General features: G+C 43.4%; 17 protein-coding genes. 14 read left to right on the plus strand and 3 right to left on the minus strand.

Annotation, left to right across the window (positions count from 1 at the left end; genetic code table 11):
- Window positions 1-803: 803 nt before the first annotated feature.
- The 12 genes from NBH16_RS15845 to metK all read left to right on the plus strand — a co-directional run bounded on the left by NBH16_RS15845 (window position 804) and on the right by metK (window position 16,562).
- The gene (locus NBH16_RS15845; RefSeq protein ID WP_250788863.1) at window positions 804-4,391 is read left to right on the plus strand and encodes a right-handed parallel beta-helix repeat-containing protein; all 3,588 of its coding nucleotides are present in this window, start codon (window positions 804-806) and stop codon (window positions 4,389-4,391) included.
- A gap of 20 nt (window positions 4,392-4,411) precedes the next feature.
- Entirely contained in the window at window positions 4,412-9,757 is a 5,346-nt protein-coding gene (locus NBH16_RS15850) for an Ig-like domain-containing protein (RefSeq protein WP_250788864.1), read from the plus strand.
- Between the two features lie 177 nt (window positions 9,758-9,934).
- Window positions 9,935-10,087 (plus strand): hypothetical protein, encoded by a 153-nt coding sequence (locus NBH16_RS15855; RefSeq protein WP_005853901.1) that lies wholly within the window; start codon window positions 9,935-9,937, stop codon window positions 10,085-10,087.
- Window positions 10,088-10,510 (plus strand): type II toxin-antitoxin system VapC family toxin, encoded by a 423-nt coding sequence (locus NBH16_RS15860; RefSeq protein ID WP_005867093.1) that lies wholly within the window; start codon window positions 10,088-10,090, stop codon window positions 10,508-10,510.
- A gap of 167 nt (window positions 10,511-10,677) precedes the next feature.
- On the plus strand, window positions 10,678-11,556 hold the full coding sequence (locus NBH16_RS15865) for a cell division protein FtsX (protein WP_005853905.1): 879 nt from the start codon (window positions 10,678-10,680) through the stop codon (window positions 11,554-11,556).
- A 27-nt stretch (window positions 11,557-11,583) separates the two neighbouring features.
- Window positions 11,584-11,823, plus strand: a complete 240-nt coding sequence (locus NBH16_RS15870; RefSeq protein ID WP_005853907.1) for a DUF3098 domain-containing protein — start codon at window positions 11,584-11,586, stop codon at window positions 11,821-11,823.
- The gene (locus NBH16_RS15875) at window positions 11,820-12,620 is read left to right on the plus strand and encodes an undecaprenyl-diphosphate phosphatase (RefSeq protein ID WP_005867094.1); all 801 of its coding nucleotides are present in this window, start codon (window positions 11,820-11,822) and stop codon (window positions 12,618-12,620) included. Before NBH16_RS15870 ends, NBH16_RS15875 begins: the two co-directional genes overlap by 4 nt.
- 3 nt (window positions 12,621-12,623) lie before the next feature.
- The gene (gene truB / locus NBH16_RS15880) at window positions 12,624-13,331 is read left to right on the plus strand and encodes a tRNA pseudouridine(55) synthase TruB (protein ID WP_005867095.1); all 708 of its coding nucleotides are present in this window, start codon (window positions 12,624-12,626) and stop codon (window positions 13,329-13,331) included.
- A 12-nt stretch (window positions 13,332-13,343) separates the two neighbouring features.
- The gene (gene queA / locus NBH16_RS15885; protein ID WP_005853911.1) at window positions 13,344-14,393 is read left to right on the plus strand and encodes a tRNA preQ1(34) S-adenosylmethionine ribosyltransferase-isomerase QueA; all 1,050 of its coding nucleotides are present in this window, start codon (window positions 13,344-13,346) and stop codon (window positions 14,391-14,393) included.
- 10 nt (window positions 14,394-14,403) lie between these two features.
- Window positions 14,404-14,862 (plus strand): 2-amino-4-hydroxy-6-hydroxymethyldihydropteridine diphosphokinase, encoded by a 459-nt coding sequence (folK, locus tag NBH16_RS15890; protein ID WP_005867096.1) that lies wholly within the window; start codon window positions 14,404-14,406, stop codon window positions 14,860-14,862.
- A 30-nt stretch (window positions 14,863-14,892) separates the two neighbouring features.
- The gene (locus NBH16_RS15895) at window positions 14,893-15,087 is read left to right on the plus strand and encodes a hypothetical protein (RefSeq protein WP_008778718.1); all 195 of its coding nucleotides are present in this window, start codon (window positions 14,893-14,895) and stop codon (window positions 15,085-15,087) included.
- A gap of 188 nt (window positions 15,088-15,275) precedes the next feature.
- A complete protein-coding gene (metK, locus tag NBH16_RS15900) occupies window positions 15,276-16,562 on the plus strand; it encodes a methionine adenosyltransferase (protein WP_005867099.1) in 1,287 nt (428 codons plus the stop codon).
- Window positions 16,563-16,676: 114 nt separating this feature from the next.
- Here metK and NBH16_RS15905 read toward each other — a convergent pair whose 3' ends face one another.
- A complete protein-coding gene (locus NBH16_RS15905) occupies window positions 16,677-17,447 on the minus strand; it encodes an ABC transporter ATP-binding protein (RefSeq protein WP_048928523.1) in 771 nt (256 codons plus the stop codon).
- Between the two features lie 2 nt (window positions 17,448-17,449).
- A complete protein-coding gene (locus tag NBH16_RS15910) occupies window positions 17,450-18,196 on the minus strand; it encodes an MlaE family ABC transporter permease (protein WP_008773770.1) in 747 nt (248 codons plus the stop codon).
- 175 nt (window positions 18,197-18,371) lie between these two features.
- On the opposite strand from NBH16_RS15910, the gene NBH16_RS15915 reads away from it, so the two are divergent.
- Window positions 18,372-19,487: a glycoside hydrolase family 43 protein gene (locus NBH16_RS15915; protein ID WP_036618449.1), complete on the plus strand. Its 1,116-nt coding sequence runs from the start codon at window positions 18,372-18,374 to the stop codon at window positions 19,485-19,487.
- Between the two features lie 84 nt (window positions 19,488-19,571).
- Window positions 19,572-20,324, plus strand: a complete 753-nt coding sequence (gene lptB, locus NBH16_RS15920) for an LPS export ABC transporter ATP-binding protein (protein WP_005853924.1) — start codon at window positions 19,572-19,574, stop codon at window positions 20,322-20,324.
- On the opposite strand, the gene NBH16_RS15925 is transcribed toward lptB, so the two are convergent.
- Window positions 20,319-21,206 (minus strand): CPBP family intramembrane glutamic endopeptidase, encoded by an 888-nt coding sequence (locus tag NBH16_RS15925; RefSeq protein WP_005867102.1) that lies wholly within the window; start codon window positions 21,204-21,206, stop codon window positions 20,319-20,321. The two genes, lptB and NBH16_RS15925, sit on opposite strands and share 6 nt — an antisense overlap.
- Window positions 21,207-21,260: the final 54 nt, after the last annotated feature.

Here is a 21,260-nt window from a genome sequence, read left to right on the forward strand (position 1 = left end):
GATTGATAATAAGAATGAAGAAGATGCAATTTCTCTTCTTCGCTGTAATGCTCATGTTTTTTGCGCATAATAATTACACATTTTATTGTTATTGAATGTGTCTACCTATATCAGCATAAGACAAAATGTCTTTCAAAAATAACACGTTTTCTTATCCAATGCAAAGAAAAAGTATCAATGTCAAGTATAAGTGGTAGATGTTGAATGATAATTGTAGATGTCAGGCTATCTACAACCTATATGTAATGCTTTGATTTATAAAGCATACATGGCGTAGTGGTAGATATTGTAGATGTTTTCATAAAATCAATATTGTAGAATTCCTTTTATCTCAATTATGATAGTTGCAGTCTGATATTTGGTTCGTTATGCTATTCCACATGCTTTAAGAAGAGAATCTTATAGCTTGTGATGATATAAAGTTTTTATGGTAGAAAATTTTGTTTACGTAAAAATATTTGATCTATAAGTATTCTGTAATAGATAAAAACGCCTAGTCTAAACGATCGTTTATTCTAGTCGTTAAAGATAGGCTATATTTTTGAATAAAACAAAATCCAGAGAAACTTTTAAAAATTGATTATCAACGCATAAACGTAAATATGGACGCTTATGCGTTGAATTCAATAAAACGCCAGAATAAAATGATCGTTTAGACTAGTCGTTTTATAACCGATGATTTCGCATAACTGCTTGTAAATGATGATTATGAGAAGACTGATGTGCTGGAAGCTACAGAGTTTATGAATATAGGGTAAATGTTTTAAATAATTGAATATTACTAACTTATAAAAATTAATCGTATGAAAAGAAGACTACTTTTCTTGTTCGCCGTGTTTATGGTGGCAACGAGTGTGGGGTGGGGACAGACGGATTTGTATGTCAGCACTTCGGGTTCTGATGGTAACGGAGGTGGTGTGGAAGCTCCTTTGGCTACAATTGCGAAAGCGATTGAAAAAGCCGCAGATGGGGCTACCATTCGTGTGGCAGAGGGAATTTATCCCCAAGTTTCACCTATTGTTATTCCAAAGTCTATTACAATTATTGGCAGTGATTCGACAAATTGTATTATAGAAGGGCAGCTAGATATTCAACGGGATGAGGAAGAGAGCGTAATCAATGTCAATTTGCGGAATTTACAGATTACAAAAGCTACAACATTAAGCCAAGGCCTTATTAATGTGATGTCTAAGAATGTGAATTTGAATTTGTCTGGGGTCCATCTTCATCAACTAACAGCAGGTAGTGGTGATGGTTGGGGTAAAAGTTCTATGGGCATTGTTAATCTGGGAAAAAGCTATGATTCTAATAGTATTTGTGATAATGTGAATGTATCTCTTACGAATTCTTGTATTTATTTAGAAGGGTCTTACAATCGAGGGTTCTCTTCGTTTGGAAATACGACTAAGGTGAAAAATACTATTGTATTGGATAATTCTCATATTCTTTCTGCGGTATATCCGAAGAATGGTACTTATAGTAGAGGAATAAGTTTCTCAAATATGAATGGATCGTCCATAGAAATGAAAAATAATAGTACTATCAAAGGATTTTATTATGCAATAAATGTAACAGCGCTAAATGATAATCTTTCGATTTCAATTGTAGATTCAAAAATAGATTCATGGGCGGCACTCAATATTTGGTCATCTAATAATAAGTTTAAGATAGCTAATTCAACATTGGAGTCTCATAACTATCAACTTAAAGGATCAAATGATTTTGCTACGATTGTATTAAATAAAGATGAAGAAGACAATGCGATTAACAATTCCTTTGATATAAAAAATACTAATTTGTTTGCTTTTATGGAAAGTACAGCTCTGCAATATCCTATTTCTGTTCGTAGTACGGGTAATACATTTAATATTGGTGAGGGCTCTGTACTGAAAGTGAATAAAAATAATGTAGGGGTTTTGATACAGGACTATAAAACGAATACTTTTAATTGCGACAATACGGTTAAGTACCAGATCGCGGATGAGAAATCAGCGATTACTGTATTCAACCAAGATGGTTCATTACGTAATGCGGCTTGCGATATGTCTGGTCTACTTTCTGAGGTAGATTTGACAGATCAAAATCGTATCGTTTTCCCGGAAGGAGAATATACTTTACCAATGACTCTACCATTAGATAAATCTATCACAATTCAAGGAGCTGGGCAGGACAAGACTATTATAAAAGGTGCGATCTTGGTTAATGGCTCTGCCAATAATACTGCTACCGATGTTAAAATAAAAGGATTGAGTATCGATTATACGCCAACGAAAGTTACCTCTGGAAAATGTACTCCAATTATAGAGGTAACCGGTAATGCGGATTTGTTGATAGATAATTGTATTATGAATAATAATACACAAGGCTATGGTGATCGTAAGAACCCAAATCCTGCGGAAGCATTACAAAATGCGATTCTTCTGGGAGCAACGGCAAAGGGGACTGTACGTGTTGAAAATACTACAATAAATTTGGCGGCTAACGCACAATCTGGAGTTCTTATTGATGGAGAACTGACGGATGTCTCTCTTGTTAATACAAAGATTGAGGGACAGGTGAACGGTTCGAATCAATTTGGTGTATATATTCACCATAAAAAAACGCCAGTGACGGTAGATAGTACGACAATCTTGCTAAATAACCATTATTGTATTTATGCTAATAACGCCGGCGATCAAAAATTGACAATAAAGAATAAATCGAACATCGTAGGGTATGGTGCTCTCTATTTGTATGAGACCTCAGATATGAACGTTCATGTTTCGGGAGGGAGTACCTTAACTGGTAAGACAAAAAATAAGGGTGTTTCCGATAGTTTTGCGGCTATAGCGATATCAACAAATAATTCTACAGTGGGAGCTTCCAATAACGAGATTGTGATTGAAGATTCTTATATCGGGAATAAGTTTGATGAACAAGAGACAATGGCAATGACTCCGATTAAAATAAATGGTAGTTTTACTCCTACTCCTTGTGATAATAAGATTATACTGAAAGGAAAAACAATTGTCTCAACTACTGATAACATAAAGAACCCAACTATAGTGGGTTATGGTATGAATCCTGATGAATATAATAATGTAATCATGGTGGAAGGCACTGATGTGCAATTGCAAGACCAAAACGGGAAGCCTTGTGTGATTATTAATAAACCGGATGGTTCATTTAGGAATGCGGCGGTCTCTATAGTAACAGCAATCGATTTTGGAGAATTGTATGGGAGTACATATTACCATGAAGGCATTGCCTATGCGGGAGATATAATACTGATTCCTGATACGACTATGGCAGAAACGCTTAATTCTTTAAATGCGGCAAAGCCTAATTTCTTTCCGGATGTGGACACATGGGAGCCTTATACTATCCCGGATGGTGTTATTTTTAATTGCAAGGATGGTCGTTTAGTGATAGAGGAAAATACAGCTAAAGCATATGCTATTGCTAATCCATTTAAAAGGGTTTATTGGTTGAATCAAGGTGCGCAGTCATTTTCTATAAAAGAATGTGTAGTAGCCATTGACATAAAAAGTGATACTACGTGGGCCACATCTTTTCAAGATCGACAGGTGAATATTCTAAATGGAGCGACACTGACTGTCTCGGTGCCTATGGCTTTAGATACAGTGATGATGGAAGAGGATGCACAAGTGGTATTTACCGCTACGGAAGGGAAGTTGACGGCTCGGTCTCTTCGTTTCGCTCCACTTTTGTCTGCTACGGGATGGAAGGCGTTTGGAATGCCATTTACCTCTGCCGTGATCAAGAACTCTACGGAGGAGGAGATCTCGGCTCCAAGTACTCAAAATGTTGATAATGGTATCTGGTTCGCTAGGCTGAAGGATAACAAGACTCCGGAGTTCGTGGTGGATGAGAGTGCTTTTGGCATGGCTGGTCTTTGGGCGGCTAATGGCGATACCTATACGATCTCTTCCGAAGGAGCTTTTGAATTCAAGACCTTGGAAGAACCTGCCGCTCCAACTGAAACAGGTACTTTCTTGATGTGCTCGAATCCGAATACATTTACGATTACCTTGAAACAATCCGCTTATATATTGACAGCGGATGGAACCTCTTTCGAGCAAGAGGCAAACCCGGAGATCAAGCCTTTCCAAAGCTTTGTCTTGACAGACGCCAAGACATTGAGTACGCTTCGCTCTTTACGTATCGGCGATGGCGTGGTTACGGGTAACCAGACGATCGAGCCGGTAGATGGTTATTACGTGACTACCGATCGTGGCGCTATCGTGATCCACACGCCGGAGCCTATGGACGTGGTGATCATCGGAATGAATGGCAAGGTCGCTTATCGTGGCGAGGTTACGGACGGACAGCGGATCATGGTTTCTTCGGGCATCTATGCCGTGAACGGTCAATTAGTAAGGGTTAAATAACGATTAAAACAAAGATAAACATGAAAAAGAGTATATTAGCGATATTCCTTGCTGTCATCGCGATGGCACAGGTACATGCGCAAGATTCAGATTTACGTTCCGCCCCGGATCTTCCGACGTTCAAGGTGACATTGAATTATAGCTCGGCGAATACGGATCAAGGAACCATAACCAGTACGGTAGCCACAGGTTCCAAGGTGGCATATAATAGTAAACCCGTTTTCACGATCACGGCGAAGCCCGGATATGTCCTGTCGGATATAACGATGAATACGGCTACTATTGGCACGTTGCCGAGCGGTACTTTTCAAAATGATAATACGACCACTTATTCCTATACTTCCACCGCTTTAACCGGTAGTACGGAAATCAAGGCGGTGTTCAAGGCGAAAGAGCAGGTGACGGTCACGATCTCTCCTGAGTATGCCACCTTGGATGAGATAAGAGCGAAGGTGAATTTGCCCAAGGTTACTTTTGACCCGGTTATTACGGGGTATAAAGTACAATACAGGGAGGATGGCTCTGCTGCTTTGACGGATGAGCTACCCGAAAAGGCTGGACTTTATTATGTTGTCGTAACCAAGTCGGAGACTGATACGCAAGCCGCCATAAACAAGGAGATTCTATTCAAGGTACAACCGCCCCATACGCTTTCCTACTCGTTTGAGGAGGCGCAAGGATCTGTAACCGCTTCTATGGATGGCTCCACTATCGCTAGTGATGGTGAGATCGTTTATAATAAGCCAGCCGTATTGAAGATTACCTCCAAGCCCGGTTATGTGTTGAGCAGACTTACCGTAGATAATAATGAGGTGACTTTGCCGAAAGGAACTTTTAATTCTTCTACGAATGAGACTTCCTACGCGGATTATACGACATCGGCGTTGACCGCTTCTACGGTTATTGACGTGCGATTTGCCGCGAAGAAAACCGTATCTGTAACAGCCAATCCATTATCTGCCACGAAGGATGAGGTTTTGGCTGGTAAGAATCTTCCGGTTATCACGTTTACCCCCAATACGATAGCGGGGCAGAAGGTTCAATATAAGAACGCTTCCGGAGCTTTATCCGATAAACTTCCTGCGGCGGATGGTGTTTACACGATCGTCGCGACCAGTCCCGAGACCGCGGAATATGCCGCCTTGAAGGATGAGAACATGAAGTTCACGGTATCTAAAGCGAATGTATTAAATTATAACGTGGAAACGGCCGGACAAGGTACGGTTACCGCCAAGATGGGCTCTACGGACATGGCAAGCGGTAGCGAGATCATTAACGGGCAACCTGCCGTATTTACAATTATCGCTAACCCCGGATTTCTATTGAATAAGATTGTTGTGAATGGAACTGCGGTATCAGCCTTGCCAAAAGGTGCGCTTAATAAGGATAACACCATCTCTTATACCTATACGACCGCCTCGTTAACCGCCTCTACGACCTTGTCGGTAGGTTTCGCCGCGAAGAAAACGATTTCCGTGAGTGTAACAGGTTCTTCGGCGACAAAAGACGAGATCGTGGCCGGGAAGAATTTGCCGGTTATTAAGTTTACGCCGGAAATAGCGGGACAAGCGGTTCGATATCGTGCGGCCGATGGTTCGGAGACTTCCACGTTACCGCAGATAGTCGGAGCTTATAAGATTGTCTTATTTAGTCCGGAGACCATGGAGTATGCCGCATTAGAAGATTCCTCTAAAACGTTTACGATCCGTAATGCCAATACCTTGGCTTACGCTGTCGATGGTGGACAGGGTACGGTTACCGCCAAGATGGACAACAAGGACATCATGAGCGGTGGTGAGATCGCTTACGGTAAGCCCGTCATTTTCTCGATCGTATCGAATGCCAACTATAGGCTAGGGGCTATTAAGCAAGGCTCTTCGGACGTGGATATCTCGAAGATCAAGGGAACATATGCCAATGGAAATACCTCTTACACGTACACGACTCCTAGTCTGATGAGTGGCGATAGCTATACTTTTGCGTTCGTCTCCAAGGATACGGTGAGGTTCGTGGCTAACAACCTTGTCCAGACGGTCGGCTCCATCAAGCCGGTCACGGTAACAAGCGCTGTCGGGGATATCAAGATCGAATATCAATTGAGCGGTACGGCTTGGGTTACGACATTGCCTTCCACGCTGGCTGTGGGTTCTTATAAGGCCCGTTTGAGCCGTGCGGAGGACTTGACATACCGTAGCCTCTCTGATACGGTTACGTTAGTGGTGGAGAGTAAGAAAGAGGTGGAGAGTTTGGTGTTACCTACTCCGGGTCGTATTGAGGAAGGACAGGCTTTATCGGCGTGTACCTTGATCGATGGTACTTCTTCCGGATCATTTATCTGGAAAACTCCGAACGAGATCGCTTCTCCGGATAAGAAAAAGTACGACTTGATATTCGAACCGAATGATCCTGTTCTCTATGCGGCTAAAGATACGTTTATAACCTTGAACGTAATTCCTGTTTATTCTATGAATGTTACCGCCGGTAATTTCGGTACTGTCATCTTGGAGGGGCGTACCGCAAATGATAAATACGCGAGAGGCTCGGTTTTGAAAGCGACAGCCGTCGCGGATAAGAATTACCGGTTTGCCGGCTGGAGTGATGGGAATACATCGGCTACACGGGAGTTGCAAGCGAATGCGAACTTGGATATCGTAGCCCGTTTCGATCCGATCGTTTATGGCGTGACGTTTACGGATCCGATGAATGGTTCCTTGAAGGTCTTCGCGAATGGCGTGGAGGTGAAGAATGGTGCTGAATTTTTACAGGGGACCTTATTGACTATCACGGCGACTCCGGATGCGGGCTATATGGTTCAGTCCGTGAAAGTGAATGGGGCTTTGGTGAATAACGGTTCTTATACTTTGACACAAGCCGCTGATATATCGGCCGATTTCCTGCAAAAAGAACCGGATAAACATTTGGTCAAGGTTGGGGAGTTGAAGAATGGTAGCGTTAATCTGATCGAGGTGGATACGAAGGCGCCTGTTACTCCCGGTGAGGCTATCTCTGAAGGTGTGAAAGTGAAGGTGATAGGAAATGCGGATTATGGCTATGAGCTGGCATCCGTGAAAGTGGAAGGCGCGAATTATAATGAGGCTGATGGCTCATTTATGGTTGGGACCGGAGATGTTACGGTGAGCGCAAGTTTCCAATTGGTGAAATATCAAATAACCTCGGCGTTGAATATCCCCAATGCGGGTAAAGTCGTATTGAAAGATAAGGCCGGTAAAGAGGTGGCTTCCGGTTCTAAGGTTCCTTATATGACTCAATTGACCGCTTCTGTTGAGACGGAAACGGGATATCGTTTTATGAATATGATGGTGAACTCTTCCGAGATCAAGGATGGAGACGTATTCACCGTTTCCGGCCCTATGGTTGTTACCGCTAATTATGTGGAGAAGAAAGATTTGGCCTCGCTGATTGATAAGACGACGCAAACGGTAGTCTATAATAAGCAATACCGGAATTTCGAGGTTAAGATTACGGGCTATTCCGGTTTGGACTTTAAGGTCGCATATTCCCGGAGTGGGGTAGAAATGACAGAGAATCCTAAATCGGCCGGAACTTATAAAGTTCGGATTACCCGTGGCGAGGATGATTTATTTAAAGCCGTGGATGTAACTGCCGAGCTGATTATCAAGAAGGCTGGTATGGCATTGCTGGAAGTACCGACTATAGGAGGGGATAATTATGAAAAGGTTGATGCTAAACTTACTCAAGACTTCGAGGATGTGGAATGGAATCCTTCTACACAAAAATCGGCGCTTCGTGCGAATGTGACCGGAATCCCGACAAAGGATCAGGTAAATATTCTGCGCTTTACCCCACTTGACAAGAGTAATTATGAATCGGTAGATTATTCAATGCCGGTTGGTGAAGTAAAAACGTTTTCTTTAAGTACCTCAAATACGGAGGTTACGAATGGAGGCTTGGTTATTAGCGATTATTCGGAAGTTCCGGAGAATACGGTTTTAAAGTTGCGAGCGGTAGCTCCTAGCGAGAATCAGCGTTTTGATTCTTGGAGTGATAATGTCTCAAGCGCCGATAGAAAGAAACCAGAGATAACGGTTACTTTGGCGGCTGATGCGACATACACCCCGAATTTTGTGGATAAACCTAAAATAACGGCGAATCCTTCAGATTTGGAGTTTGTTTATAATGGTTCCGTAAGGCTTGTGGAATTGAAAGACATTTTGAGCGGTAGTTATCCGACAGATGTAAATATTAAATATTCAAATACGGATGGATCGGTTGCTACTCCATTGAACGCAGGTACTTATCTTGTGACTGCAACACGTACCGGGGATGAGAACTGGCGATCTTTCGAGGCAACCAAGAAATTAGTGATAAAGAAAGCGAAGGTCGTAAAGGTAGTGGCTCCTACCGCATCTACGATCACGGAAGGTCAGTCCTTGTCGGAATCCCTATTATCCGGTGGTGTTGCGAAAGGTGCCGATGGGACTACCATATCCGGTAAATTTGAATGGGCTGACGCGTCAGCTATATTGAAACCCGGCAATAGCCAGAAAAAGGAAGTGATCTTCACGTCGTATGATCCGAATTATGAGGATGCGACTACGGAAGCGGAGGTTACGGTGAAAAGTTCGGATGCGTTAGTTGTCACGTTCGCTCAACCGGAAAATGGTTCTTTGAAAGTCTATATGTTGAAGGGTGAGGGTGAGAAGACCGAGATAACGAGTGGAACCGCTGTGGCGAAAGCGACTAAGCTAACCATTGAGGCGGAAGCCAATCCGGATTATGAATTGGCCGTTATTCAAATAGGCGAAGAGAAGTATACGACTTCGCCTGTAGAGATTGAAGTCGATAAGTCCTTGGCTATTATGGCAGAGTTCAAGCCGGTTTCTACACCTCCGGGAACAGATGTGGCTGTTACGGGAGTTTCCTTGAATATCACGTCCAAGGCATTGGCCGTAGGTGAATCTTTTGCCTTGCAAGCGAAAGTTACCCCTAATAACGCCACTATGAAAACCGTCTCTTGGAGCAGCAGCGACGAGACGGTGGCTACTGTTGACGCGGATGGTGTCGTTACCGCGCTGAAGATCGGTACCTGCAAGATTACCGTGGCTACCGATGATGGAAACAAGACGGCGTCTTGTGTGGTAACTGTCTCCGGCACGGTAGGTATCGAGCAAATCATCAACGATCATCAAATCTATTGCGAGCGAGGTGCGATAACCGTTCATCCGGCCCGTCCAATCTCGATCCGTATCATCGCGGTGACTGGAGTTAGCCTGTATGGCGATTCAATTATCGGAACTACCCGTATCCCGGTATCTACCGGCATCTATCTGATAGAGATCAACGAGAATGGCAAGCGTATAACAGTGAAAGTAAACGTTCGCTAACAACCTTATTTTAAGAAACTAACCCTTGAGTCTTTAATGTTGGGGAAGGCCGCTAGGAATACTCAGTTCCGGCGGTCTTCTTTTTTATCCTATAAGCTTTACTTTATCTGTTTTTGTTCTGATATAATTAAATAAAACGTTATCTTTGTATCATAGAAAATTAAAACAGAAAGCCTTATGGAAAAAAATGAAGAAAAGAAAAAGGAAGAAAATGCCAAAACTAAAACAACTGTGGCGAAGACTGGAAAAAGAAAGGTAAGTAAGACATGGGAAGCTATGCAGCGGTTAAAGGGAAGTCTGATTGTAAATGACCCTAAATTTTTACTGTAAATGCGATATCTCATTGACACGAATATTTTTGTATATATGGCATCTGATCCCGAATATCTAAATAGGGATATAGATGCTATTATCCAAGAACCGGAAACCCTTCTTTATATAAGTGCCGAGTCCGTACGTGAGCTGATTGTCGCTTATCGAAATAAAGGACTGTGTTCTAAACGATGGAAGTCGGCAGAAGCGATGATCGTCGCCATAGAAAAGGAGTTTTATGTGAAAATATTGCCATTGAAAAAAGAACATATGCAAACGTATGCGCATATGGAGATCAATGAGGCGCAGGGACACAAAGATCCCTCAGACCACGTAATTATTGCGCATGCCATAACGGAACATCTACCGCTTATATCAAGTGATACCCGTTTCGGATTCTATAGAAGTCAAGGGTTGGACTTGGTATTCAATCAGAAATAATCTATATATTGTATATGTACGAATGGCCTTTGTTAGAGTTGTAGAGGTTAAATATTCTAAAACCCTTTCGGCTTACTTATTTTATTCGTTCTTTTGCAAGAAAATTGGGAGGTGTGTTCTCTGTACGCATCTCCTTAATTTATTTAACGTTAATAAGTGAGAGTCTGATGGCTGAAAATAAAAAAGTTAGTTCTGTTTCTTTCTTTAACTCCCGGCTTACGTCTGTTATTAGTATCTCCTTGGTACTATTCTTGCTAGGACTCATTCTATTGATAGGGATGTTGGGTAATAAACTCTCCGTTTATGTGAAAGAGAACTTATCTTTCTCCATCGTGCTGAAAGATAACCAAAAAGAAACTGAGATAAAGAAAATGCAGAAGAGCTTGGATGCTCTTCCTTTTATAAAATCAACCGAGTATATATCGAAAGAGCAAGCCGCGAAAGAGTTGGAAGAAGAACTGGGCGAGAATCCGGAAACCTTCTTAGGCTTTAACCCTTTACAGGCCTCGATTGAGGTGAAACTGCATTCGGAGTACGCCAACCCCGATAGCCTCCAAGTGATAGAGAAGAAGATTAGAAACTATACGTCGGTCTCGGAGCTGCTTTACCGAAAGGATATGATGGAGATGGTCCATAATAATATGAAGCGGTTGGGCTTGATCCTGCTAACCTTGGCTGCGGTACTGATGATTATCTCGTTCGTGTTGATCAGTAATACGATTCGCCTGTTGATTTATTCCAAACGATTCTTAATTCATACGATGAAGCTAGTGGGGGCTACTTCCGGCTTTATACGTAGGCCTTTTGTGAAATATAACATAGTAAGTGGCATTTTCGCCTCTATCTTGGCAATATTGATGCTAACCGGAGCGTTATATTATTTGCAAAATGAATTGAAAGGTTTTATCCAGATATTGGATATGCAAACATTATTATTGGTTTATGTGGCAGTGTTTGCTTTAGGTATTGTCTTGTCCGTGATCGCGACCATTTTTGCCGTGAATAAATATTTGCGGATGGGGGTCGATAAGTTGTATTATATTTAATGTACGAATAATAAAGAGTTGAGAAAGATGGCTAAAAGAGATTTTGCTTTCGGAAAAGAGAATTTTATACTGATTGCGGTAGCGGTTGCCTGCATCGTGCTTGGTTTCATATTGATGAGTGGTGGAGGTTCCGGGGATAATACGTTCAATCCCGATATATTCAGCGCCCGCCGTATCGTGGTAGCTCCGGTGGTTACGGTTATTGGTTTCGTGATGATGATTTTTGGAATCTTGAAGAATAGCAAAGATAAAGAAGTAACAGAATGAGTTGGTTTGAGGCCTTGATACTGGGTATCGTACAGGGATTGACCGAATATCTGCCGGTGAGCAGTAGCGGTCATTTAGCGATTGGCTCAGCTTTGTTTGGTATAGAGGGAGAGGAGAATCTTGCGTTTACGATCGTCGTACATGTGGCGACCGTATTCAGTACGTTAGTGGTTTTATGGAAGGAAATCGATTGGATATTCCGTGGTTTGTTTAAATTTCAGATGAACGCGGAGACGAAGTATGTGATTAATATCTTGATTTCCATGATTCCGATCGGGATCGTTGGGGTATTCTTTAAAGATACGGTAGAACAAATCTTTGGATCAGGTTTATTGGTCGTTGGTTGTATGCTGCTATTGACGGCGGCTTTGCTGGCATTTTCGTATTATGCCAAACCACGCCAGAAAGAGTCGATCTCGATGAAAGATGCTTTTATTATCGGTCTGGCTCAGGCTTGCGCCGTGATGCCGGGTTTGTCACGTTCCGGATCAACGATCGCTACCGGTTTGTTATTGGGAAATAATAAGGCGAAACTGGCCCAGTTTTCTTTCTTGATGGTAATACCTCCGATCTTGGGAGAGGCTTTGTTGGATGTGATGAAGATGGTGAAAGGTGAAGATGTGGCCGGGAGCATTCCTGCGTTATCATTAGCGGTAGGTTTCGTGGCCGCTTTTGTTTCCGGTTGCGTGGCCTGTAAATGGATGATCAACATCGTGAAAAAGGGGAAACTGATTTATTTCGCTATCTATTGCGCGATCGCGGGATTGGTGACAATTGCTTGTACATTACTGAAATAAAGAATGGATTTTATAGCTGGAGAGATTTTATATTTTAATAAACCGCTAACGTGGACTTCTTTTGACCTAGTTAATAAATTTCGCTATAAGCTAAGTCGGAAACTGAAGGTAAAGAAGATTAAAGTTGGACATGCGGGGACACTGGATCCCTTGGCTACAGGTGTGATGATCGTTTGTACCGGAAGGGCTACGAAGCGGATCGATGAGTTTCAATATCAGACGAAGGAATATATCGCTACGTTGAAGTTGGGAGAGACTACCCCGTCTTTCGATTTGGAGAAAGAGATAGACGCCGTGTATCCCACGGAACACATAACCCGTGAGCTCGTGGAGGAGGTTTTAAAGACATTCGTGGGTACGATCCAACAGATTCCCCCGGTGTTCTCCGCTTGCAAAATCGAAGGTAAACGTGCTTATGAGCTAGCCCGGAAAGGAGAGGAGGTTGAACTAAAATCCAAGACATTGGTTATAGACGAACTGGAGTTGCTGGAGTGCGATTTGCCTGTTATAAAGATACGGGTGGTATGTAGCAAAGGTACCTATATTCGTGCGTTGGCTCGTGATATCGGGAAGGCCTTGGATTCCGGCGCTCATTTGATTGGCTTGGAACGGACTCGCATCGGAGAGGTAACCTTGGATATGTGTATGTCTCCGGAGGAGATCGATGATTTCTTAGAGAAGAATGTGGTAAAAATAGAAGAAGAAAAATAAATAGAGTGCATTATGAAGCTTTCGAAATTCAAATTTAACTTACCGTCGGAATTAATCGCTTTACATCCGGCGAAGAACAGAGATGAGTCGAGGTTGATGGTCGTTCATCGTGATACAGGTGAGATCGAGCATCGCGAATTCAAGGATATTCTAGACTATTATGGAAAAGGTGACGTGTTTATCTTTAATAACACGAAAGTGTTCCCCGCTCGCTTGTACGGTAACAAGGAGAAAACAGGGGCGCGTATCGAGGTGTTCTTGTTGCGCGAGCTGAACGAGGACTTACGTTTGTGGGACGTATTGGTGGATCCGGCTCGTAAGATCCGTATCGGTAATAAGTTATACTTTGGCGAGGATGATTCCATGGTCGCGGAGGTAATTGATAATACGACTTCGCGTGGTCGTACGCTCCGTTTCTTATATGACGGGAACCACGACGAGTTTAAGAAGGCTTTGTATGCCTTGGGCGAGACTCCGCTGCCTAAGTATATCGAACGTGAGGTGGAACCGGAAGACGAGGATCGTTATCAGAATATTTTCGCCGCGGAAGAAGGTGCGGTTGTGGCTCCTGCCGCGGGATTGCATTTTAGCCGTGAGTTGATGAAACGTTTGGAGATCAAGGATTGCCAGTTCGCTTTCTTGACATTGCATTCGGGCTTGGGTAATTTCCGTGAGATCGACGTGGAAGATTTGACAAAGCATAAGATGGATTCTGAGCAAATGGTCGTAAATGCCGATGTAGTGGATATCGTGAACAAGGGAAAGGATGAGGGGCACAAGGTTTGTGCGGTCGGAACTTCCGTGATGCGTGCGATCGAGACGGCCGTAAGTACGGATGGTCATCTGAAAGAGTTCGAGGGCTGGACGAATAAGTTTATCTTCCCTCCGTATGATTTCAGCGTGGCTACCAGCATGGTGACAAATTTCCACATGCCGTTGTCTACATTATTGATGATGACAGCTTCTTTCGGTGGTTATGAGTTGATCATGGACGCTTACGATATCGCTTTGAAAGAGAAATATCGTTTCGGTGCTTACGGCGACGCTATGCTAATCCTTTAATCCGGTTTCTATGGCGACAGCTTACCTTGGATTAGGTACGAACGTAGGTAATAAACGAGGAAATTTGGTGACAGCGGCGGCGCTGTTGGCTGAAAGGGTGGGAGATGTTCTTGCCCTTTCTGATATGTATGAGACGGAGCCTTGGGGATTTGAATCGGACAACACTTTCTTGAACGCCGTGATCGTTATGACGACGGAACTTTCCCCTATGGAATTATTAGACGCTACCCGTTTGATCGAGATCGAGATGGGACGTATCGAAAAAAGTGACGGTGCGTATCATGACCGTATCATCGATATCGATCTGTTAATGGTGGATGAGCAAATCCTGCATACGGAGCGGCTGACGCTACCGCACCCTCTGATGCACAAACGGTCGTTTGTAATGGAACCGTTGGCAGAAGTAGCTCCGTCGGTGAAACATCCTGTGTTTGGCAAGACGATGCGTGAACTTTTATCCGAGTTATAAGTTTTAATTATGAACTACGAGATTTGAGTTATGAATAAAGAAATTAATAAAGCGATGACGCAAGGGATCGTCTTCAAGAAAGCGAAAGGCGAAGCGGAAGATTCGAATGGTAAGAAAATCAAGTTCTCTGATTTCTTGAAAGGGACACATGGCTCTGATTCAGCGAAATGGAAGGCCGGTTTTAAATATAAAAAAGCCTTACGTAATTCCAAAAAGAAGAAATAATTTTCAATTTTCAACTTTCAATTCTCAATTATTGCGTATCTTTGCGAATGAATTGACGTGGATAGATTTGTATTGCTTGCAACCACGGGAAAAAATGCTAAAAACATATCCTTTTCGTTGCCGTCCGGCAGAAAAATCCTTCCAAGTTCAATTCAGTTGTAGATTAGTAATCTTTTCAATTTAAAACGATGAGTTATTTATTCACCTCCGAATCGGTGTCTGAAGGGCACCCCGATAAAGTAGCCGATCAAATATCGGATGCTTTGCTGGATGAGTTCTTGGCGTATGACAAGAATTCGAAAGTTGCTTGCGAAACCCTTGTTACAACCGGACAGGTTGTCTTGGCTGGAGAAGTTAAATCAAGTGCGTATGTGGATGTGCAGGAAGTGGCACGTGGCGTGATCGAGAAGATTGGTTACACGAAAAGCGAGTACCAGTTTGAAGCGAAGTCATGTGGTGTGTTCTCTTCTATCCATGAGCAGAGTGGCGACATCAACCGTGGCGTAGAGCGTGCGGATCCCTATGAGCAGGGGGCCGGCGACCAAGGTATGATGTTCGGTTATGCTACTAATGAGACTGAGAATTACATGCCTTTGGCGTTGGACTTATCTCATAGTTTATTATGGGAATTGGCGAAGATCCGTAAGGAAGAACCGGATTTGATGCCTTATTTACGTCCGGACGCTAAGAGTCAGGTTACGATTGAATACGATGATAACGGTAAGCCATTGCGTATCGATACGATTGTGGTATCCACGCAGCATGATGAGTTTATCGGTCCGAAAGGTATTTCACAGAAGGAAGCGGATGAGGCTATGCAAAAGAGGATCGCCTTAGACGTGAAGAAGATATTGATACCTCGTGTGAAGGCTCAATATCCGGCTCATGTACAGGCTTTGTTTAATGATAATATCATTTATCATGTGAACCCGACCGGTAAGTTCGTGATCGGTGGTCCTCACGGTGATACCGGTTTGACCGGCCGTAAGATTATCGTGGATACATACGGTGGTAAAGGTGCTCATGGCGGCGGTGCTTTCTCTGGAAAGGACCCTTCTAAGGTAGACCGTTCGGCTGCTTATGCCGCTCGTCATATCGCTAAGAATATGGTTGCTGCCGGTGTGGCGGATGAGATGCTGGTACAGGTGTCTTATGCGATCGGTGTGGCTAAACCGATGAATATTTTCGTGAATACTTTTGGCCGTGCGAAGGTGAATATGACAGACGGAGAGATCGCCGCTAAGATCTGGGATATCTTCGATATGCGTCCGAAAGCGATCGAGGAGCGTTTGAAATTGCGTAACCCGATTTATTTCGAGACCGCTTCTTATGGTCATATGGGACGCAAACCCCAGACGGTGACGAAGACATTCTCTTCCCGTTATTTGCAGAAGCCGGTTACTTGTGATGTGGAGTTATTCACATGGGAGAAATTGGATTATGCAGATAAGATCAAGGACGTGTTTGGTCTATAAAAAATAAGTGGAAAAAGTAAGCTGGCTTAAATGGCGAAGTATGTTAAGATACTTAGCCATTTAAGTTAAGATACTTAGCCGATGAAGTTAAGATACTTTGCCAAGTATGTTAACTTACCCTTCCTCTTGGAGCATTTCTACTTCTTTTACTTTCCTGAACAGGTCGGACGCAAAGATGAAATCGTTCAACGCTTGGTTATTAGAGGTGATTACCTGCTCTTTTGTTCCTTGCCATTCCTTCACGCCTTCCTTAATAAAGACGATATTATCACCAATATTCATCACGGAGTTCATGTCGTGGGTATTGATAACGGTCGTCATATTGTACTCCACCGTAATGTCGTGAATCAAATCATCGATCAATAGAGAAGTCTTGGGGTCTAGTCCGGAGTTCGGCTCATCGCAGAACAGGTATTTAGGATTTAGGGAGATCGCTCTTGCGATGGCGGCACGTTTCATCATACCTCCACTGATCTCGGAAGGATATAGATGTCCGGCCTCGGACAGGTTTACACGTTCCAAACAGAATTCCGCACGTTTCCTGCGCTCTTTCGTTGAGTCTTTAGAGAACATATCTAAAGGAAACATTACGTTTTCCATTACCGTCATGCTGTCGAATAAAGCGGAACCTTGGAACAACATACCCATTTCCCGACGCAGCATATTTAACTCATGCTTGTTCATCGTGATCAAGTCTCTGCCGTCGTATAATATCTGTCCGGTATCAGGTTTCATTAACCCGATGATATTCTTGATCATTACCGTTTTACCCGAACCGCTTCGTCCGATGATCAGATTCGTCTTACCATCCTCGAACGTCGTACTTATATCTTTCAAGACGACACGTCCATCGAAAGACTTCGTTATATTCTTAACTTCGATCATTTTTAAGTAAGCATTAAATGGGTTAATATTACGTCGGCAAGTAAAATCATGATACTGCTCATGACCACGGCATTCGTACTTGCCTTACCTACCTCTAGGGCGCCTCCCTTTACGTTATAGCCAAAATAGGCGGCGATGGATGAGATGATGAACGCATATACTACGGATTTGATAATAGAATACCAAATGTAAAACTCGTTGAAGTAGAATTGCAAACCGTACTCGAACGAGGAAGGAGTCATTCCCGTACTCGTTGAGTAACTGGCGAATATGCCGCCCATGATACCGGTGAACATACTGAAGATAACCAATACCGGAATAAAGATCATCAAACCGAGCATTTTCGGAAGGATCAAGAAATTGGCGGAATTAACACCCATGATTTCCATGGCGTCTATCTGCTCGGTGACTCGCATGGTTCCGATCTCGGAGGCGATATTACTGCCTACTTTACCCGCTAGGATTAGTGCCATGATAGAGGAAGAGAATTCCAGCAAGATAATCTCACGGGTGGTATAGCCGATCGTAAACTTAGGAATCAAGGGGGAACTGATATTCAAGGAGATCTGGATAGCGATAACCGTACCGATAAAGACCGAGATGATTATGACAATCCAAAGAGAATCCACGCCTAGCTTGTATATCTCTTTGATCAATTGCTTAAAGAACATACTCCACCGGTCTGGAAGTGTTATACTCTTCATCATCAGTAGGGTATACTCACCCATTCTGTGTAATGCTTTATTCATTTTTATCTTGATAAATTTCTGATTTCAATTTGCAAAGATAGCGTAAAATCCACTAATAACCATATAACATCTTAGAAACAAGATTGGTTTTATTTGTAAATCCTATGGTATTAAAGTTTGCCACATCCCTCTTTTTTAACTATGTTTGCTTTCTTAAATACTAAAAAATACTTTTATGAAGCGAATTCTTTTAGGAGTGATCGGCTTGCTGTGTTTATGTGTGGCTTGCCAGCGGAAGGATCTTTCTTTTAAGCCGGGGGAAGTTTGGCCGGATGATAAAGGGGTACATATAAACGCTCATGGTGGCGGTATTCTACGGGTCGGGGATACTTATTATTGGTTTGGTGAGCATAAAACGGAGGGCTCGGCTGGAAATCTGGCTCAAGTAGGCGTTCATTGCTATTCGTCGAAAGATTTATATAATTGGAAAGACGAGGGAATCGCCTTATCGGTCGTGCCGGATGATACGACGAGCCATATTGCTAAGGGATGCGTGTTGGAGCGTCCGAAAGTGATTTATAATAAAAAGAATGATCAATATGTAATGTGGTTTCATTTAGAGCCGAGAGGTGCTGGCTATTCGGGAGCATTGAGTGGAGTGGCTGTCAGTAAAAACGTGGCGGGGCCTTACTCGTTCGTAAACGCTTTCCGTCCGAATGCCGGTTTTTGGCCGGTTAATGTACAGGAACTACATAAGCAACCTTGTACGCTTTCCGCAGATCTACGTTTTAGCGGTGGAGAGTTACCAGCCCATCCGGATAGCTTGAATTTATTGGGGCGTGACCAGATCTCCGGACAAATGGCTAGGGATATGAACCTTTTCGTGGATGACGATGGCATCGCTTATCATATTTATTCCTCGGAAGAGAATAGTACCTTGCATATATCGCAGCTGACCGATGATTATACGAGTTATTCCGGTAAGTACGCCCGTTTCTTCCCGGGGCGTTTCATGGAAGCTCCAGCCTTGTTCAAACAGAAGGGGAAATATTATTTGATTATGTCCGGCTGTACGGGCTGGGCTCCGAATGCGGGACGATCGGCGGTCGCTTCCTCGATTTGGGGACCTTGGAAGGAATTGGAAAATCCGTTTAGGGGAGAGAACTCGGAGGTGTCGTTTTATTCTCAGAGCACGTACGTATTGCCTGTACCCGGCCATGCGGATCGCTTTATTTATATGGGAGATCGTTGGACTCCGGAGAACGCTATAGACGGACGTTATATCTGGCTTCCTATCCGATTCGAGGGGGAGCAACCCGTGATCGAGTGGCAATCTGAGTGGAGTTATTAAATTCTCTTATCGCTTTTTTGCGAATGTATGTGATGTAGATCTGCGGATTATCACGTACATTCGCGTTAAATTTTTAAGTAGCTTATGTCAGACGAACAACGAATGGTGCTCCGTACGGAGGACTTGGTAAAGAAATATAGGACTCGTACGGTCGTGAATCATGTATCGATTAACGTGAAACAAGGGGAGATCGTTGGTTTGCTTGGTCCGAACGGAGCGGGAAAGACGACCACCTTTTATATGACAGTAGGTTTGGTCACTCCTAACGAGGGTAAGATCTTCTTGAATGACATGGAGATTACGAAATTCCCGGTCTATAAGCGGGCTCGCAACGGCATTGGCTATCTGGCGCAAGAGGCTTCGATTTTCCGGAAAATGACGGTGGAAGATAATATCCGCTCGGTCTTGGAGATGACGGGACGTAGCGTTGAGTACCAAAAAGAGAAACTGGAAAGTTTGATTTCAGAGTTCGGTTTGAATAAGGTTCGTAAAAACTTGGGAGACCAGCTTTCGGGTGGAGAGCGGCGTCGTGCGGAAATTGCCCGCTGTCTGGCGATCGATCCGAAGTTCATTATGTTGGATGAGCCTTTCGCCGGTGTAGACCCGATCGCCGTACAAGATATCCAGACAATCGTGGCTCGCTTGAAACATAAGAATATCGGAATCTTGATTACCGACCACAATGTATACGAGACATTGAGTATTTGTGACCGGGCCTATCTTTTGTTCGAGGGAAAAGTCCTTTTCCAAGGAACCGCCGAACAACTAGCCGAGAACGAGATCGTGCGCGAGAAATATTTGGGAAAAGACTTCGTGCTGCGTAAGAAAGACTTATAGCAGCCGTTTCAATCGCCTGTTTACCAGTATGAACAGCAGGAAAGATAAGGCGGCGATAAGACAAAAGTCCAAAAGATGCTCGGCGGGAATATTGCCTGTGATAAACTCGTTATCCTTGAGACGACTGTCCGACATCCCTATTACGGCGAAAGCATTATTGACAAAGTGGGCGAACACCGGTATCCAGATGCTTTTGCTCCAATAGAGTAGATAGCCGAAATAGGCTCCGAGTATCATCCGAGGCAAGAATCCGTAAAATTGTAAATGGAAGGCGCTAAATAGTATGGCGGCGACCCATATGATCGTATGAGGGTTGGAGGTCCATTTCCCGATCACTCGTTGCAAGGCTCCTCTGAACAGGAACTCCTCGGTTATCCCGGCCGTAACGGCGATAACGATAAGGTTGGCCAGGATTACCCAAACGCTATCGCTGGATAACAGGATCGTCGTCAGTTGTTCGGCGAGGGTTTCTTGCGCCCGCATCCATTCCTCGATAGGAGCCATAAACGCGGGTAACTCCATCTGCTTGTTGAGCAATCCTAGCAAATTGATAACCGGAGAAAATAAGAACATGCAAACTAAGGTGAGAATCCAGATCCTGCCGTCTGTGATTTTCTTGACTGATAGATAATGGCGGGGATTGTCACTACATGTCCAAGCCATGGCGATAGATGGTAGCAAAAAGGTACAGATCGCCGAGATGAACTGAATGAGCCTCATTAAATTAGCGTCTTGGGTTATATCAGCCTGTAAACCGTGGGTCGCGAGTAATAAGCCCGTGGATATAATAGATGATAAAACGGCTCCAGCCAATAAGAATAGCAGGAGGATCAAAAGTTGGATTACCGCCGGACGGGTAGCATATATTCCTTTTATTCTCATAATGATTCATTCAAAGGGTAAATAATTGCCGCCAAATATAAACAAAAGAATAAA

This window comes from Parabacteroides sp. Y3-G-102 (assembly GCF_023656845.1).
Classification (GTDB): domain Bacteria; phylum Bacteroidota; class Bacteroidia; order Bacteroidales; family Tannerellaceae; genus Parabacteroides; species Parabacteroides distasonis.

Bases quoted from the DNA above. Each gene is read 5' to 3' on its own strand.
- folK (WP_005867096.1), top strand. From the start codon at position 14,404: ATGGCGACAGCTTACCTTGGATTAGGTACGAACGTAGGTAATAAACGA.
- NBH16_RS15870 (WP_005853907.1), top strand. From the start codon at position 11,584: ATGGCTAAAAGAGATTTTGCTTTCGGAAAAGAGAATTTTATACTGATT.
- NBH16_RS15850 (WP_250788864.1), top strand. From the start codon at position 4,412: ATGAAAAAGAGTATATTAGCGATATTCCTTGCTGTCATCGCGATGGCA.
- NBH16_RS15895 (WP_008778718.1), top strand. From the start codon at position 14,893: ATGAATAAAGAAATTAATAAAGCGATGACGCAAGGGATCGTCTTCAAG.
- NBH16_RS15875 (WP_005867094.1), top strand. From the start codon at position 11,820: ATGAGTTGGTTTGAGGCCTTGATACTGGGTATCGTACAGGGATTGACC.
- NBH16_RS15860 (WP_005867093.1), top strand. From the start codon at position 10,088: ATGCGATATCTCATTGACACGAATATTTTTGTATATATGGCATCTGAT.
- NBH16_RS15905 (WP_048928523.1), bottom strand. From the start codon at position 17,447: ATGATCGAAGTTAAGAATATAACGAAGTCTTTCGATGGACGTGTCGTC.
- metK (WP_005867099.1), top strand. From the start codon at position 15,276: ATGAGTTATTTATTCACCTCCGAATCGGTGTCTGAAGGGCACCCCGAT.
- truB (WP_005867095.1), top strand. From the start codon at position 12,624: ATGGATTTTATAGCTGGAGAGATTTTATATTTTAATAAACCGCTAACG.
- queA (WP_005853911.1), top strand. From the start codon at position 13,344: ATGAAGCTTTCGAAATTCAAATTTAACTTACCGTCGGAATTAATCGCT.
- NBH16_RS15925 (WP_005867102.1), bottom strand. From the start codon at position 21,206: ATGAGAATAAAAGGAATATATGCTACCCGTCCGGCGGTAATCCAACTT.
- NBH16_RS15915 (WP_036618449.1), top strand. From the start codon at position 18,372: ATGAAGCGAATTCTTTTAGGAGTGATCGGCTTGCTGTGTTTATGTGTG.
- lptB (WP_005853924.1), top strand. From the start codon at position 19,572: ATGTCAGACGAACAACGAATGGTGCTCCGTACGGAGGACTTGGTAAAG.
- NBH16_RS15865 (WP_005853905.1), top strand. From the start codon at position 10,678: ATGGCTGAAAATAAAAAAGTTAGTTCTGTTTCTTTCTTTAACTCCCGG.
- NBH16_RS15855 (WP_005853901.1), top strand. From the start codon at position 9,935: ATGGAAAAAAATGAAGAAAAGAAAAAGGAAGAAAATGCCAAAACTAAA.
- NBH16_RS15845 (WP_250788863.1), top strand. From the start codon at position 804: ATGAAAAGAAGACTACTTTTCTTGTTCGCCGTGTTTATGGTGGCAACG.
- NBH16_RS15910 (WP_008773770.1), bottom strand. From the start codon at position 18,196: ATGAATAAAGCATTACACAGAATGGGTGAGTATACCCTACTGATGATG.